This window comes from Yersinia kristensenii (assembly GCF_900460525.1).
Lineage (GTDB): Bacteria > Pseudomonadota > Gammaproteobacteria > Enterobacterales > Enterobacteriaceae > Yersinia > Yersinia kristensenii.
The window spans coordinates 3,242,522-3,256,922 of the sequence record NZ_UHIY01000001.1; the positions used below are offsets into that span (position 1 = coordinate 3,242,522).

Consider the following 14,401-nt stretch of genomic DNA (forward strand, 5'->3'; position numbering starts at 1 on the left):
AGATCCACACCTTTGTGAGGCTCTTTTCGTGATTAATGAAAAATAAAATGGATAAATCCAGCAATCAATAATAAAAATACGGTGTATTGTAAGTAGAACGCAGACATTGTGTTCATATTTACCCCCTTTTGGTATTATTACAGTTAATAAGCAATTTTGGGGCCATATCTAACTGGTTGATAAGATGAGAAACTTTAAATTTATCTATTAAAATAAAGCACTATATTGGGGAGTGAGCACCATTTTGGAGCATATATATAGGGATGTGTTCGTGGATGTTTTTTTAAATAGACCGCAGGGGGAGTTACCTCCCTGATCGCGGATAACTAATTTAGAAGTATTTATTAATGCTTGAATTTGTGTTTATGCTGGTTTTTGTGCGGAGAGTAAAAATATCATTGGGCGCTCTTTTTCCTCATCCAATGCAGGACAATCTGTAATTTGTTGTGTTGTTGGGCCCCATTCATCTAAATGTGTAATAACAAAACCATGTTTAATCAGAAGATTAATATAAGTTCCTAATGTCCTATGTTGCTTGATAACCCCTTCGGCCAACCAGTCTGTTACCCGTTTCCCTTCAGCTTGATAGCTATTTACTGGCCATGATTTTTGCCCATCATCTGCAATGAGCCAGCCTGGTTCTCGCGGTGAGGTGTAGATGGGATGTTCTGCAGAAAAAACGAAACTACCACCGGGAAGCAAAGTATTAAAAACCGTGTTGAATAACTCCGGTAGGGCTTCGATATAGTGTAATGTCAAAGAACTATACGCCAAATGGTACATTTTTTTTGGTAGTTGAAGCGTTTCTAAATCTTCTTGGCGATAAATAATGTTTTCATCATCAGTCATTTCTTTAGCGCGGTTTAACATTTTCGCTGAAACATCCAGCCCTAAAACCTCTGCTGCACCTTGTAGACGTGCGTAGCGACAAAACCAACCATAACCACAGCCCAAGTCTACGATTTTACGCTCAGGTAAAGGCGGTAGGATTTTGCAAATAGCCGACCACTCCGGAGCACCATCCAATCCATCAACTGAACGGCTAAGTTTGGCGTAGCCTGAAAAAAAGTCCTGATTATCATAAATATTTTGAGTCATTGATCTTCCTCTTTAAATGTTATTTATATTGTCCTATAAAAATATCGCGAGTTAAGCAAAAAGTGAGCTTTCAACGAACAACTCACTGTTATAGGAGAATAATAGAAATCTGAATGTTCCTAAATCAATCGACAATAAAAAGCTTAGCACCGGATAGGGTTGATGAACGATGTGCTTCGGCATGGTCCGCAACTTGATAACTCATACCCGCTTTTAATGTAAAAATGCGCCCATCATCAAGTTCTGTGCTTAATTCACCGTCGAGACACAATAAGATATGCCCTTTGGAACACCAATGATCGGCAATGTATCCCGCACTGTATTCCACCATCCGAACCCGGATGCTGCCAAAGTTCTGAGTTTGCCAATATGCAATTCCCTGATCTCCGCTATGCTCAGTTTTATCAACAGCGGACCAATTTGTGATCCCGAATGGGATATCCTCTATATACATTTAAGCTCACCAATAGACAGCAGATAGGACCTACATTAGACGATTAATAAAAGAAATACACAGTCTATTACCTTATCGCCAGCCCAAATTTTATAAAGTGGGCCATACTATGAGAGAACGGTCAATTGGAGTCACCAAGCCTATGAAAAACCCCACTATTTTTCAGTTCTTTCATTGGTATTATCCTGATGGAGGTAAGTTATGGCAGGAAGTCGCTGAGCGAGCAGAACATATTAGCCAACTGGGGATTAATTATGTTTGGCTTCCTCCTGCCTATAAAGGAGCTTCTGGTGGATATTCTGTCGGATATGATACCTATGACTTATTTGATTTAGGTGAGTTTGATCAGAAGGGAACTCAGGCGACAAAATACGGAAATAAAGAAGGGCTCGTGAATGCGATAAATCGATTAAAGGAAATGGATATCAAAATCCTTTTTGATGTTGTATTCAATCATAAAATGGGGGCTGATGAAAAAGAACCAGTGAGTGTCCATAACGTCAATCTTGAAAACCGTACTGACATTGATGATGAGGTTATCGATGCCCAGGCTTATACTCGATTTACTTTTCCGGGCCGCAATAAAAAATATTCTTCCTTTATCTGGGATAAGCAGTGCATGAATGGGGTTGACCATATTGAAGATCCGACAGGTGAAGGTATTTTTAAGATTATAAATGATTATAGCAATGAGGGTTGGGGAACCGAGGTTGATGATGAGTTAGGTAATTTTGATTATCTAATGGGAGCCGATATCGATTTTCGTAACCCCGCAGTGATAGGAGAGCTAAATTATTGGGGAGAATGGTTGTTAGAAATGCTCCCCATTGATGGTTTCCGTTTGGATGCAGTGAAGCATATTCCTGCATGGTTCTTTAGACAATGGATTCAGCACGTACAAAATAAAGCAGATCATGATTTGCTGATTATTGCGGAATACTGGTCGCCTGATATTGCAAAGTTACAACAATATCTGGAACGAGTAGACGGTTTGGCCATGCTGTTTGATGTCGCTTTACACCACAAGTTTCACGAAGCCTCAAATCAAGGTGAGGATTTTGATCTTACACAAGTGTTCAGTGGGACATTAATTGAAGCCGATCCAATGCATACAATCACTATGGTGGCAAATCATGACACTCAACCACTCCAATCGCTAGAAGCGCCAGTCGAGCCTTGGTTTAAACCGCTAGCATACGCATTAATTTTAATTCGTGAGCAGGGGATACCATGCGTATTTTATCCTGATTTATTCGGCGCTAATTATGAAGATACCGGGGATGACGGCGGGACTTATCAAATAGAAATGCCAATCATTACGGAGTTGGAAAAGTTAATTCAAGCTAGAAAGCGCTTCGCGCATGGTGCACAAAGTGACTATTTTGATGATAAGAATTGTATCGCTTTTGTGCGAGCTGGCACAGAGGAAAACCCCGGTTGTATTGTTATTCTTTCTAATGGTGCGGAAAATGAAAAAGTCATCATGCTTGGGGAAAACTTAGCCAATAAAGAGTTTGGTGATTTTTTAGGTAATCACCCGGCTATTATTACTACAGATAATTCTGGCGAGGCAGTATTCCCAGTGAGTCGGGGGAGTGTGAGTCTTTGGGTGCAAAAAGAGTTTTTGCAATAATATGATGTGAGTTAACCTTATATACCCCAAAATGTTAGGTGATTAATCATGGTCTTCGTCATTATTTGGTTTGTTATTGCAGGGTTAAGCGAGTATTTGGTATGGGATTACCCTCTGTTAGCGCTATCGTTAGCACTAATTTTTGTGGCGATTGGTGGGTACTGGATTTACAAAATCAGAAGAATTCAGGTCAGTGATGAGCCGTCTGATGAAGTGAGATCAAAGTCAATCAGTAATCTGAATCTAACTTTTTCTGTGATAATGCTGGCTATTCATGCCCTTATTTTGTTGTTATTACGCTGATTAGTCGAGGTTCTAACTGTGCCATTGACTCCAAGCTGATATGAGTAGCCAGGCGGCAATAATCCAACATAAAACAGCCGCACTTAACGCAATGGGTAAACGTAGATGGTCAAGAAAAAAATAAAGTGATATCAGATAGATAAAGTAAGGAATGATTGCCCATAAGCCAAAAACAATTGTTACGCGTAATGCTTGGATGCTCCTTTCACTGCCGACAATATAATGCGCAATAAGTGCAAATGTTGGAAACAATGGGATTAAGCCCGCAATATAGTAATTACGCGTTTTCGATAATATTCCAATTAAGACCACAACGCTGGCACCGATTAATGCTTTGAGTAACAGGCTCATCATTGTCTCGAACGACCATAAAATAAGCTGCCGATAGAGTATATTTCAATGAAAGAAAAGAATTTTCTATATCGGCAGTATGACAGAATAGGGAGACTACTGGTTATCACCTGTGGTTATTGACGATAGCCGCTTTTAATTTGAGCCAGTGTATTGGCGAAAACTTCAGCTTGAGCAGTGTCTTTGATATCGGCAATGGAACGTTCGATATTTAAGATTACTTTCCCCGCATCGGCTTGGCCGATCGCTTTAAGCAGCAGGGTTACAGTCGCTTTCAAACATGCAACTTCATTGGCTAAAGTTTCTGGGTCAGCAGAAGTGGTAAAGTCTGGATTACTCATTTTTTTTCCTGAAGTAGTCACTTGCTTGTGGACAAGGTGATGCAGATAGGCCCGCACGACAGTGAACATAAGCGGCATTATTAAACAGTTATTGCATTATACCATAAACTGATGATTAGCTTTGATAACATGTGCGCAATCTCTAATGAGTAGCACGAACCAAGAGGGTATTTATGTCAATACCACGGTTAATCTATGCCCCTATTCGCGCTGGTTGTATAAACTTAATTAAGTTAATTTTGTTCATAATATCCACGTTTTTCTGATAACGGGTAATTTATGTCAAAAACCACTCATTTTCATAGTGAATAAGAGATCAGTAATAAATAAAAAAATAAGAATAATTCCTATACTTAAAAATAGAACAAAGCTATCTGATTGTTAGTTGTATCAATATGTTGGGTTTTATTGCATAAAAATAATTTTTCTGAGGGTGAAAATTATTTTTTTTATGAACAAATGGCTAACTCCAAGAAAAATCTTAAAAAAACTTTTCTTTTTTATCTTGTTATTAATTTATACACCTGAAAATTTATGTACATAGTAAAAATGTTGATGAAAACAATATCTGTCAAACAATATAGATGTGAATTTGCAATTATTCTGTATTCATTGTTTGCCCGAAAACAAGTAATATCATTACTGTAAGTAAAGCGTGATTAGGTTACTCCCTTATTTTTGGGGAATTTTCTTTGATTAGCGTTCTTCTTGTTGATGACCACGAACTGGTGCGCGCAGGGATACGACGCATTCTTGAAGACATCAAGGGTATCAAAGTAGCGGATGAGATGCAGTGTGGCGAAGATGCGGTAAAATGGTGCCGTAGCCATATTGTTGATATCGTATTGATGGATATGAATATGCCCGGTATCGGCGGGTTGGAAGCCACACGTAAAATTTTACGCTTCTCTCCGGATACTAAAGTTATCATGTTGACTATTCATACTGAGAATCCATTACCTGCAAAAGTTATGCAGGCGGGTGCAAGTGGGTACTTAAGTAAAGGTGCTGCACCTCAGGATGTTGTTACTGCTATCCGTGCTGTCCATTCAGGGCAACGTTACATAGCTTCAGATATTGCACAACAAATGGCGCTAGGGCAGTTGGAACCCCCGACGGAAACACCTTTTAGTTGTTTGTCTGAGCGTGAGTTACAAATTATGCTCATGATAACAAAAGGCCAAAAGGTGAATGAGATATCGGAGCAACTTCATCTGAGCCCAAAAACGGTGAACAGTTACCGTTACCGGATGTTTAGTAAGCTTAATATTAGTGGTGACGTTGAATTAACCCACTTGGCTATCCGCCATGGGCTGTTTAACGCGGAGATGTTATCAAATAGTGACTGATTGTTTTGATTCTAAAGAGTTTTTGAAAACTGTCACCAGTCAACCTGGTGTTTACCGCATGTATGATAAGGCGGGAACAGTTATTTATGTCGGCAAAGCAAAAGATCTTAAGAAGCGCCTGACCAGCTATTTCCGTGCTCAGGTTGCGAGCCGTAAAACGGAAACCTTAGTTAAGAATATTGCCCAGATTGATGTAACCGTCACTCATACGGAGACGGAAGCGCTCTTGCTTGAGCATAATTACATCAAACTTTATCAGCCCCGTTACAATGTGTTGTTGCGGGATGATAAATCGTACCCACTCATTTTCCTCAGTGCAGATAAGCATCCTCGTCTGGCGATTCATCGTGGTGCAAAGCATGAAAAAGGGGAATATTTTGGGCCATTCCCGAATTCCTATGCTGTTCGCGAAACCTTAGCATTATTACAGAAGCTTTTTCCTGTTAGGCAATGTGAAAATAGTGTTTATCGCAATCGCTCACGGCCTTGTTTGCAATACCAAATTGGCCGTTGTTCTGGGCCCTGTGTTACCGGATTAGTGACTGAAGAGGAGTATCAGCGTCAGGTCGATTATGTGCGTCTGTTCCTCTCGGGCAAAGATCAACAAGTATTGACGCAATTGATTTCACGTATGGAAGATGCCAGTCGACTGCTTCATTTTGAAGATGCGGCGCGTATTCGTGATCAAATACAAGCGGTAAGACGTGTTACTGAGCAGCAGTTTGTTTCCGGCGACAGTGAAGATCTTGATGTGATAGGTGTGGCGTTTGATGCCGGATTAGCTTGTGTACACGTGTTATTTATCCGGCAGGGAAAGGTTCTGGGAAGCCGAAGTTATTTCCCGAAAGTCCCTGCTGGAACTGAATTGAGTGAAGTTGTTCAGACATTCGTCGGGCAGTTTTATTTACAAGGAAGCCAGGGGCGTACGCTCCCTGGTGAAATTTTGTTAGATTTCACACTTGAGGAAAAGGATCTGTTGGCATCTTCTCTTTCTGAACTGGCGGGAAGAAAAATCCAGATCCAAAGTCGTCCTCGTGGTGATCGTGCTCGCTACCTCAAGCTTGCTCGGACGAATGCTTCAACAGCACTGGTGACACGTTTATCGCAGCAGTCAACTATCCATCAACGTATGAAAGAGTTGGCTAAGATTCTTAATCTTGATGAGATAAATCGGATGGAATGTTTTGATATCAGCCATACGATGGGAGAGCAGACGGTAGCATCTTGCGTAGTATTTGATGCAAATGGCCCTGTACGTTCGGAATATAGACGCTACAATATTAGTGGTATCACTCCGGGTGATGATTATGCGGCTATGTCTCAAGTGCTGAAACGCCGATACGGCAAAGCATTAGATGATAAAAAGATCCCTGACGTTATCTTTATTGATGGCGGTAAAGGTCAGTTATCCCAAGCTTTTGACGTTTTTGCTTCACTCAATGTTTCGTGGGACAAGCAAAAGCCGTTATTAGTTGGGGTTGCCAAAGGAAGTGACCGAAAAGCGGGGTTGGAAACATTGTTCCTGGCTGCTGAAGGGGAGGGCTTTTCATTACCGCCGGACTCTCCTGCATTACATTTGATTCAACATATTCGTGACGATTCTCACAATCATGCAATAACTGGGCATAGGCAGCGTCGTTCAAAAGTAAAAAATACTAGCGCATTAGAAATGATAGAGGGAGTTGGCCCTAAACGGCGGCAAATACTGCTGAAGTATATGGGCGGACTGCAACCTTTACTTAATGCTAGCGTCGAGGAAATTGCAAAAGTGCCGAGTATTTCACAAGCATTGGCAGAAAAAATCTACAATGCATTGAAACACTGAGGCTAATGTTGCACCATACTCATAATATCCACACCAGCCAGATAGTTATCGTAGCATTATGCAATTGAATATACCGACTTGGCTTACCCTGTTTCGTGTTGTACTCATCCCATTCTTCGTTTTGGCGTTTTACCTGCCATTCGTCTGGGCTCCGATGGTTTGTGCCATCATTTTCGTGTTTGCAGCAGCAACCGACTGGTTTGATGGCTTTTTAGCCCGCCGCTGGAAGCAAACAACCCGTTTTGGGGCTTTTCTTGATCCCGTGGCGGATAAAGTTATGGTGGCCATCGCATTAGTGCTGGTTGCTGAATATTACCATGTCTGGTGGATTACTTTACCGGCAGCGACCATGATTGCCCGTGAAATTATCATTTCCTCTCTCCGAGAATGGATGGCTGAAATTGGCAAACGCAGCAGTGTTGCGGTTTCATGGATTGGTAAGGTAAAAACAACCGCTCAAATGGGTTCATTAGTCGGTCTACTTTGGCGTCCTGACCACAATATTGAACTTGCGAGCATTGTTCTACTCTACATTGCTGCGGTACTGACATTTTGGTCAATGTTTCAATATTTAAACGCTGCCTGGAAAGATTTGCTCGAACCTTGATCGAAGCGCCGGAAAAAGCAGCAAACGAACGAATTAGTCAGATAATTTTATTGACTCATCGCGTCAGGTAAGTAGAATGCATCGCATCAGACGGCAGCAACAAAATGTCGAAAGATAGCAAAAGAATCAGTAAGTTCTGATGTTGCGGGAATAGCTCAGTTGGTAGAGCACGACCTTGCCAAGGTCGGGGTCGCGAGTTCGAGTCTCGTTTCCCGCTCCAAATTAGTAGGTTGGCTATAAGCGAACCTCAGTAGTAAGGCAAAGAAGAATAAGGCGCGTTGGCAGAGTGGCCATGCTACGGATTGCAAATCCGTCTACCTCGGTTCGACTCCGGGACGCGCCTCCAGTTTTCCAGAGCCCGGGTGGTGAAATCGGTAGACACAAGGGATTTAAAATCCCTCGGCTTATGGCTGTGCGGGTTCAAGTCCCGCCCCGGGCACCATGGAAACAAATCTAAGTAAAACAAAGTAGTATGAGTATGTCGTTAACCGCCGAGAGGCGGTTTTTTTGTGCCTGAAATCTCGCTTCATAATATACTTTCATAATATTATCCCCGCTCTACTGATCTCCCACAGCTGGAACTATTGCTATTTTTCTATCGTAGCGAGCGGTTTGAGCAGCGTTCTTGTGTCCTGAAATTGCTTGTTTATCGTAAAGAGAGCCGCTCAAGCCAGAGATGCCTTTAACCTTTAAGTCGTGGAAAGTGAAGTCAAACTCTAATTCAGGGTATTTATCTTTATCTTTGGCTTCGCGCCAGCGACTATTAAAGCCGTCGCGTGTATACCGCAATTCTGTTCGTTGGCGGATGATGTATACACTGCTGATATCCTGCTCTACGCAATACCTTGAGAGGCGTATTTGCGTTAATCATGTAGGTGGTACTGACAGCCCATCTGTTCGTTCCACTATAGCTGACTACTCCCGTGGAGTGGGTATTCTATCAGGATCACTTCTTGTCATTTTTCATAATTGACAGGCGCTGATACCGGGCCTGAAAGGTTCTAACTCTCGGACATCTGGCCACGTTGAGTCCGTATCGTCCGCATCATTTCAATTGCTTTGGTTAGTTCGAGGTAAAACCTCACCGGCCAGTCATTCTGGCAGGGGATTGTCGGCATTCTCATACATTTGCGCACGAATATTCACCTCTAACTTAGCTCTCCTACTTAAATATTTCCTTTCCCCTGCCGATAAAGATCTAAATAAAGGTAGAAAACATTATTTACGTCATTACTCAGGTAATTGGAGTGGGATTCATGATGGACATTTCCATGCCTATGCCACCTTAACGATTTCAGCCCTAACCGATGAATCACCATTCTTGAACTTGAAGGAAAACCATGAACAGCACCCCCGTTATTGTTTTAAATGGAAAACCTAATATTTTACCGGCACTATCTCAGTTTCGACTTCATCCGATGGTGCTTGCTTGCGCTGCCGCATTGGCATTTGGAGCCACCACATTCCCCGTGCGTGCGGCTGACTGCAGCGTAAACGGCACCACTTACGCTAACTGCATACAGGGTCAGGCAGGAACTTCCGGTATTAATGCCTCCGGCGCGGAGGGGACTACAGGGAGTAATGGTAACACGGCTGGAAACCCAACTAATGCCGGGACTAATGGTAATAACGGTGGAGATGCCACCAATACCGCAACATCAGGTGGTGCAGGTGACGTGGCCGCAACAGGTGGTACCCTCAATATCACCACAGGTAGCTTACTTGCGGGCGGTGCGGGGGGGGCTGGTGGTAATGCCAATGGCGGTAACGGCGGTAACGGCGGCTGGCCTGTACAGGGAAGCAACGCCAACGGCGGAAATGGGGGCGATGCTGGTTTGTCTGGGGTTGCCCAAAATGGCGGAATGGGTGGCAACGCGATTGTGGGGAGCGGGTTCAGCGTAAACAATGACGGCTCAATCTTTGGTGGGGCGGGGGGGGCTGGTGGTAACGCTCTCGGCGGTGCAGGTGGCCGGGGAGGGCAAGGTGCAAACAATTTCGGTCATTCCGGCGATGGGGGTGATGGAACTGCCGGTGGTATTGCCGGGAATGGGGCAGCGGGCGGCATTGCCGTGACAGGGAGTCATTTCGAGCTGGTCAGCCAGGGTATTATCCGAGGTGGAAATGGCGGGGGAGCCGGTTTAGCGACCGGTGGGGCTGCGGGTAGCACAGACCTTGCGGGTGCGCCCGGAGGCACTATGGGGGCAGCGGGACAGGCGGGTGCCGATGGTACTGCAGGAACTTATGGTGCTGGCGGGGTCGCTGTTATATCTACTGGCTCAAGCACCATCACGACATCGAATATTATCGCTGGGGGGCTCGCGGGCGACAGAAAGACGCAGGCTAACGCGATTGAACTTTCCGGCGGGAATAACACCCTGACCCTTGAATCCGGCTACAGTTTTGTTGGCAATGTGATTAGCAGTGGTGGGGACACGCTGGTGCTAGGCGGAGATACCAACAGCAGTTTTTCTGTCGCCAGTCTCGCGGCGTCATCACCATCCTCATGGACCGGTGATGTGCAATATTATGGCTTCAGCAACTATGTAAAAACCGGTAACAGCACTTGGACACTGAGCGGTTCAACCACGGAAGCCACAGCATGGAACATCAATGCTGGCACCCTATCAGTGTCGAGTGATAGCAACCTCGGGGCAGCAGAGCGCGCGCTGACTTTCGGCAGCGGTACTCTAGAGAATACCGCTGTAATCAGTACGGCACGAGACATGCTGCTGAATACCAGTGGAACACTTAAGACGGACGCTAATTTAACCGCGACGGGGCAAATCTCAGGTCTGGGTTCGCTGGTCAAAACAGGCGCTGCAGGGCTTATCCTCACGAATAACAATACTTACGCCGGTGGCACCACCATCAACGCGGGTACTCTGCAAATCGGTAACGGCGGCACCACCGGATCAGTGGTTGGAGATATTACCAACAACAGTGCGCTGTCGTTTAACCGCAGCGATGCACTGACCTACGGCGGCGTGATATCCGGCTCAGGTTCTCTGGTTAAGTTTGGCAACGACGTGCTGACATTGACCGGTGACAACACCTTTACCGGCACTACTACCATCAGCGCGGGTGCCCTGCAAATTGGCAACGGCGGTACTACCGGGTCAGTGGCCGGGGATATCATCAACAACAGTGCGCTGTCATTTAATCGCAGCGATGCACTGACCTACGGTGGTGCGATATCCGGTTCAGGTTCTGTGGTTAAGGCCGGCAACGACGTGCTGACACTGACCGCTGACAATACCTTTACCGGCGATACCACCATCAGCGCAGGTACTCTGCAAGTCGGTAACGGCGGCACCACTGGGGCAATGACCGGGAATATCATCAACAACAGCGCACTGTCATTTAACCGCAGCGATACACTGATCTACAGCGGCGTGATATCTGGCTCAGGTTCTCTGAGTCAGGCGGGCAATGACGTGCTGGCATTGACTGGTGACAACACCTACGCTGGTGGCACCACCATCAGCGCGGGTACCCTGCAAATTGGCAACGGCGGTACTACCGGGTCAGTGGCAGGGAATATTATCAATAACAGTACGCTGGTGTTTAACCGCAGCGATGCACTGACCTACGGCGGCGTGATATCTGGCTCAGGTTCTCTGAATCAGGCAGCTATCGGCGTGCTGACGCTGACCGGTGACAACACCTTTACCGGCGGTACTACCATCAGCGCGGGTACTCTGCAAATCGGTAACGGCGGTACTACCGGGTCAGTGGCAGGGAATATTATCAATAACAGTACGCTGGTGTTTAACCGCAGCGATGCACTGACCTACAGCGGCGTGATATCCGGCTCAGGTTCTCTGAGTCAGGCGGGCAATGACGTGCTGACATTGACCGGTGACAACACCTACGCCGGTGGCACCACCATCAGCGCGGGTACCCTGCAAATTGGCAACGGCAGTACTACCGGGTCAGTGGCCGGGGATATTATTAACAACAGTGCGCTGTCATTTAACCGCAGCGATGCACTGGCCTACGGTGGCGTGATATCCGGTTCAGGTTCTGTGGTTAAGGCTGGCAACGACGTGCTGACACTGACCGGTAACAACACCTTTACCGGCGATACCACCATCAGCGCAGGTACTCTGCAAGTCGGTAACGGTGGCACCACCGGGGCAATGGCCGGGAATATCATCAACAACGGCTCACTGTCATTTAACCGCAGCGATGCACTGACCTACAGCGGTGTGATATCCGGTTCAGGTTCTGTGGTTAAGGCTGGCAACGACGTGCTGACACTGACCGGTAACAACACCTTTACCGGCGATACCACCATCAGCGCAGGTACTCTGCAAGTCGGTAACGGCGGCACCACCGGGGCAATGGCCGGGAATATCATCAACAACGGCTCACTGTCATTTAACCGCAGCGATGCACTGACCTACAGCGGTGTGATATCCGGCTCAGGCTCTGTGGTTCAGGCTGGCAATGGTGTACTGATCCTGACAGGAAATAACGCCTATTCTGGTGGTACCGTTGTGAATTCGGGCACACTGATCCTGCAGGGAGTGAACGCGGCGGGAACCGGAGATATCACTAACAATGATAAGATGCATTTTTGGAACACAAATGGTGAACTGAGTCATAACATCTACGGGACCGGTAGCATCACGTTCTCTGGTAGTTCAGAGGTCAGAGCTGATGCTGAGGCCCGAGTGTCCGCAGTAAATATCGACGCCGGCAGTAAACTGACGCTGCTGGATTCTCAGGCGTGGCAGGCCGGGAATGGTTTTTCGAACGTAGGAACCCTGGTGCTCAGTCACTTGAGCAGGTTGTTAGGGAACGCAGACAATAGCGGTGTCTTGGCATTGTCAAACCAGCAATATGTTACCTCATTCATCGACGGCAACCTCACTAACCGTGGCAGTTTGGTTCTTAATCCCTCATCAACCAGCGCAGGGAATAACCTGACAATTAACGGCGATTACGTGGGCGGGCAGGGCAGCTCACTTTCCTTGGGCGCAGTACTGGCAGACGATAACTCGCTGACCGACCAGTTGACAATACTGGGGAATTCCTCCGGCACAAGTACACTCTACATGGTCAATGAAAAAGGCCGCGGCGGGCAAACTCTTCAGGGTCTCAAGCTGATTACTGTACAGGGGACCTCGGATGCTGTCTTTACGCAGGGTAACAGGATCACCGCCGGGTTATATGACTACTCTCTTGTGAAAAAAGAGAATGACTGGTATCTGGATAGCTATACCAACCAGATAAGGCCTGAAGCCGCCAGCTACGCAGCTAACCTTCAGGCGGCGAATACGCTGTTTACGCTGAGCTTGCATGATCGTGCGGGAGAAACACAGTACGAGGATCTGGTTACCGGTGAAACGCGTTCAACCTCAATGTGGATGCGTAACGAAGGTGGGCGCAGTAAGGTATCGATGACGGATGGTCAGAACAATACCAACACCAACCGTTATGTATTGCAACTGGGTGGTGACGTGTTGCAGGTATCATCCGAACCATTGGGCAAATTCAATCTGGGGGTGATGGCGGGGTATGCTAATGCCAGAGGCCAGACCTATAACAGCCGGAAGGGCTACAGCTCGCGTAATACCATAACGGGTTACAGCACGGGGATCTATAGCTCTTGGTATGCAAACGACCAAGTGAAAGGCGGTTTGTATACTGACAGTTGGCTGCAATACAACTGGTTCAGGAATCAGGTGAATGGCCAGGAAATGGCAGAGGAAAAATATGACAGCCGGGGTCTGACCGCATCACTTGAAACAGGCTATGACTGGTTGGTCAATAGCTGGACGACGGCCCACGGAATCCAAAACACCCTTTGGTTGCAGCCGCACGCTCAGGCAATCTGGATGGGTGTTAAGGCTGACGGTCATACGGAAAATCAGGGTTCGTATGTGGAGGGGCTGGGCAATAATAACGTGCAGACCAAGTTGGGTCTGCGTGCCTATCTGAATGGGAAAAGTGAGTTAGATCGGAATACTGAGCGCAAGTTCCAGCCTTATGTAGAGGCTAACTGGGTACATAATACCAACCAGTACGGTGTGCGAATTGACGGTGTGGATGACCACATCAAAGGGGCGCGTAATGTCGGAGAACTCAAAACGGGGGTGGAAGCTAAGCTGACGGAGCGGCTGAGCATTCAGGGCGGCGTTTCAGGGCAGATTGGCGGTAACAGCTACTCCGATATTGCTGCTTCTCTGGGTGGGAAGTTTAACTTCTAATCACACCCAAACTCTTTCGTTGAGGGATATAAGCGCAGTCTGATAACAGGCTGCGCTTTAATGAGGATATTGTAGACACAATCGATGATATCGACAGCTTTTATCATCTGAAGCATCGGCATTATCGGCTGGGAAATATATCGCCGGATGGATATGAACGTCGACTACAGCAATGTGCCTAACTCCGTGTCCGGTTTTAGTTGACCGCTACACTCACAACTTATG

The 14,401-nt window shown here is 46.2% G+C and carries 10 protein-coding genes, 3 tRNA genes and 1 pseudogene; 9 read left to right on the plus strand and 5 right to left on the minus strand.

Annotated elements, in window-relative coordinates; translation table 11 throughout:
- Window positions 1–363 precede the first annotated feature (363 nt).
- Both DX162_RS14860 and DX162_RS14865 read right to left on the minus strand, forming a co-directional pair.
- Window positions 364–1,098, minus strand: coding sequence for a class I SAM-dependent methyltransferase (locus tag DX162_RS14860; RefSeq protein WP_004392870.1), 735 nt, complete (start codon window positions 1,096–1,098; stop codon window positions 364–366).
- A gap of 124 nt (window positions 1,099–1,222) precedes the next feature.
- Window positions 1,223–1,552 (minus strand): DHCW motif cupin fold protein, encoded by a 330-nt coding sequence (locus DX162_RS14865; protein ID WP_032821012.1) that lies wholly within the window; start codon window positions 1,550–1,552, stop codon window positions 1,223–1,225.
- A gap of 142 nt (window positions 1,553–1,694) precedes the next feature.
- On the opposite strand from DX162_RS14865, the gene amyA reads away from it, so the two are divergent.
- Together amyA and DX162_RS14875 are read left to right on the plus strand one after the other, a co-directional pair.
- Complete coding sequence (amyA, locus tag DX162_RS14870) at window positions 1,695–3,185, plus strand: alpha-amylase (protein ID WP_004392868.1); 1,491 nt, start codon at window positions 1,695–1,697, stop codon at window positions 3,183–3,185.
- A 48-nt stretch (window positions 3,186–3,233) separates the two neighbouring features.
- The gene (locus tag DX162_RS14875) at window positions 3,234–3,488 is read left to right on the plus strand and encodes a hypothetical protein (protein WP_004392867.1); all 255 of its coding nucleotides are present in this window, start codon (window positions 3,234–3,236) and stop codon (window positions 3,486–3,488) included.
- A 12-nt stretch (window positions 3,489–3,500) separates the two neighbouring features.
- Here the strand turns inward: DX162_RS14875 and DX162_RS14880 are convergent, their stop codons facing one another.
- Window positions 3,501–3,839, minus strand: a complete 339-nt coding sequence (locus tag DX162_RS14880; protein ID WP_032821011.1) for a GlpM family protein — start codon at window positions 3,837–3,839, stop codon at window positions 3,501–3,503.
- Between the two features lie 116 nt (window positions 3,840–3,955).
- Complete coding sequence (locus tag DX162_RS14885; protein WP_004392865.1) at window positions 3,956–4,180, minus strand: DUF2594 family protein; 225 nt, start codon at window positions 4,178–4,180, stop codon at window positions 3,956–3,958.
- Between the two features lie 692 nt (window positions 4,181–4,872).
- Between DX162_RS14885 and uvrY the strand changes: the two genes are divergently transcribed.
- From uvrY to DX162_RS14915, 6 genes are all read left to right on the plus strand, one after another.
- Window positions 4,873–5,529, plus strand: coding sequence for a UvrY/SirA/GacA family response regulator transcription factor (gene uvrY, locus DX162_RS14890; RefSeq protein ID WP_004392863.1), 657 nt, complete (start codon window positions 4,873–4,875; stop codon window positions 5,527–5,529).
- Window positions 5,522–7,354 carry an excinuclease ABC subunit UvrC gene (gene uvrC / locus DX162_RS14895; RefSeq protein WP_032821010.1) on the plus strand — a complete coding sequence of 611 codons (1,833 nt, stop codon included), beginning with the start codon at window positions 5,522–5,524 and terminating at the stop codon, window positions 7,352–7,354. The genes uvrY and uvrC overlap by 8 nt, the downstream gene beginning before the upstream one ends.
- Before the next feature lie 58 nt (window positions 7,355–7,412).
- On the plus strand, window positions 7,413–7,961 hold the full coding sequence (gene pgsA / locus DX162_RS14900) for a CDP-diacylglycerol--glycerol-3-phosphate 3-phosphatidyltransferase (RefSeq protein ID WP_004392860.1): 549 nt from the start codon (window positions 7,413–7,415) through the stop codon (window positions 7,959–7,961).
- Between the two features lie 144 nt (window positions 7,962–8,105).
- Window positions 8,106–8,181, plus strand: a tRNA-Gly gene (locus tag DX162_RS14905).
- A gap of 52 nt (window positions 8,182–8,233) precedes the next feature.
- Window positions 8,234–8,307 (plus strand) — tRNA-Cys (locus DX162_RS14910).
- A 10-nt stretch (window positions 8,308–8,317) separates the two neighbouring features.
- Window positions 8,318–8,403 (plus strand) — tRNA-Leu (locus DX162_RS14915).
- 116 nt (window positions 8,404–8,519) lie between these two features.
- On the opposite strand, the pseudogene DX162_RS14920 reads toward DX162_RS14915, so the two are convergent.
- Window positions 8,520–8,786: pseudogene (locus DX162_RS14920) on the minus strand (site-specific integrase); the annotation flags it as partial.
- Between the two features lie 515 nt (window positions 8,787–9,301).
- Here DX162_RS14920 and DX162_RS14930 point away from each other — a divergent pair.
- Window positions 9,302–14,176: an autotransporter outer membrane beta-barrel domain-containing protein gene (locus DX162_RS14930; protein ID WP_098080820.1), complete on the plus strand. Its 4,875-nt coding sequence runs from the start codon at window positions 9,302–9,304 to the stop codon at window positions 14,174–14,176.
- Window positions 14,177–14,401 lie beyond the last annotated feature (225 nt).

Excerpts from the sequence above, each read along its gene's own strand:
- DX162_RS14865 (WP_032821012.1), bottom strand. The coding sequence starts at position 1,552 with ATGTATATAGAGGATATCCCATTCGGGATCACAAATTGGTCCGCTGTT.
- pgsA (WP_004392860.1), top strand. The coding sequence starts at position 7,413 with ATGCAATTGAATATACCGACTTGGCTTACCCTGTTTCGTGTTGTACTC.
- amyA (WP_004392868.1), top strand. The coding sequence starts at position 1,695 with ATGAAAAACCCCACTATTTTTCAGTTCTTTCATTGGTATTATCCTGAT.
- DX162_RS14875 (WP_004392867.1), top strand. The coding sequence starts at position 3,234 with ATGGTCTTCGTCATTATTTGGTTTGTTATTGCAGGGTTAAGCGAGTAT.
- DX162_RS14930 (WP_098080820.1), top strand. The coding sequence starts at position 9,302 with ATGAACAGCACCCCCGTTATTGTTTTAAATGGAAAACCTAATATTTTA.
- DX162_RS14860 (WP_004392870.1), bottom strand. The coding sequence starts at position 1,098 with ATGACTCAAAATATTTATGATAATCAGGACTTTTTTTCAGGCTACGCC.
- DX162_RS14885 (WP_004392865.1), bottom strand. The coding sequence starts at position 4,180 with ATGAGTAATCCAGACTTTACCACTTCTGCTGACCCAGAAACTTTAGCC.
- DX162_RS14880 (WP_032821011.1), bottom strand. The coding sequence starts at position 3,839 with ATGAGCCTGTTACTCAAAGCATTAATCGGTGCCAGCGTTGTGGTCTTA.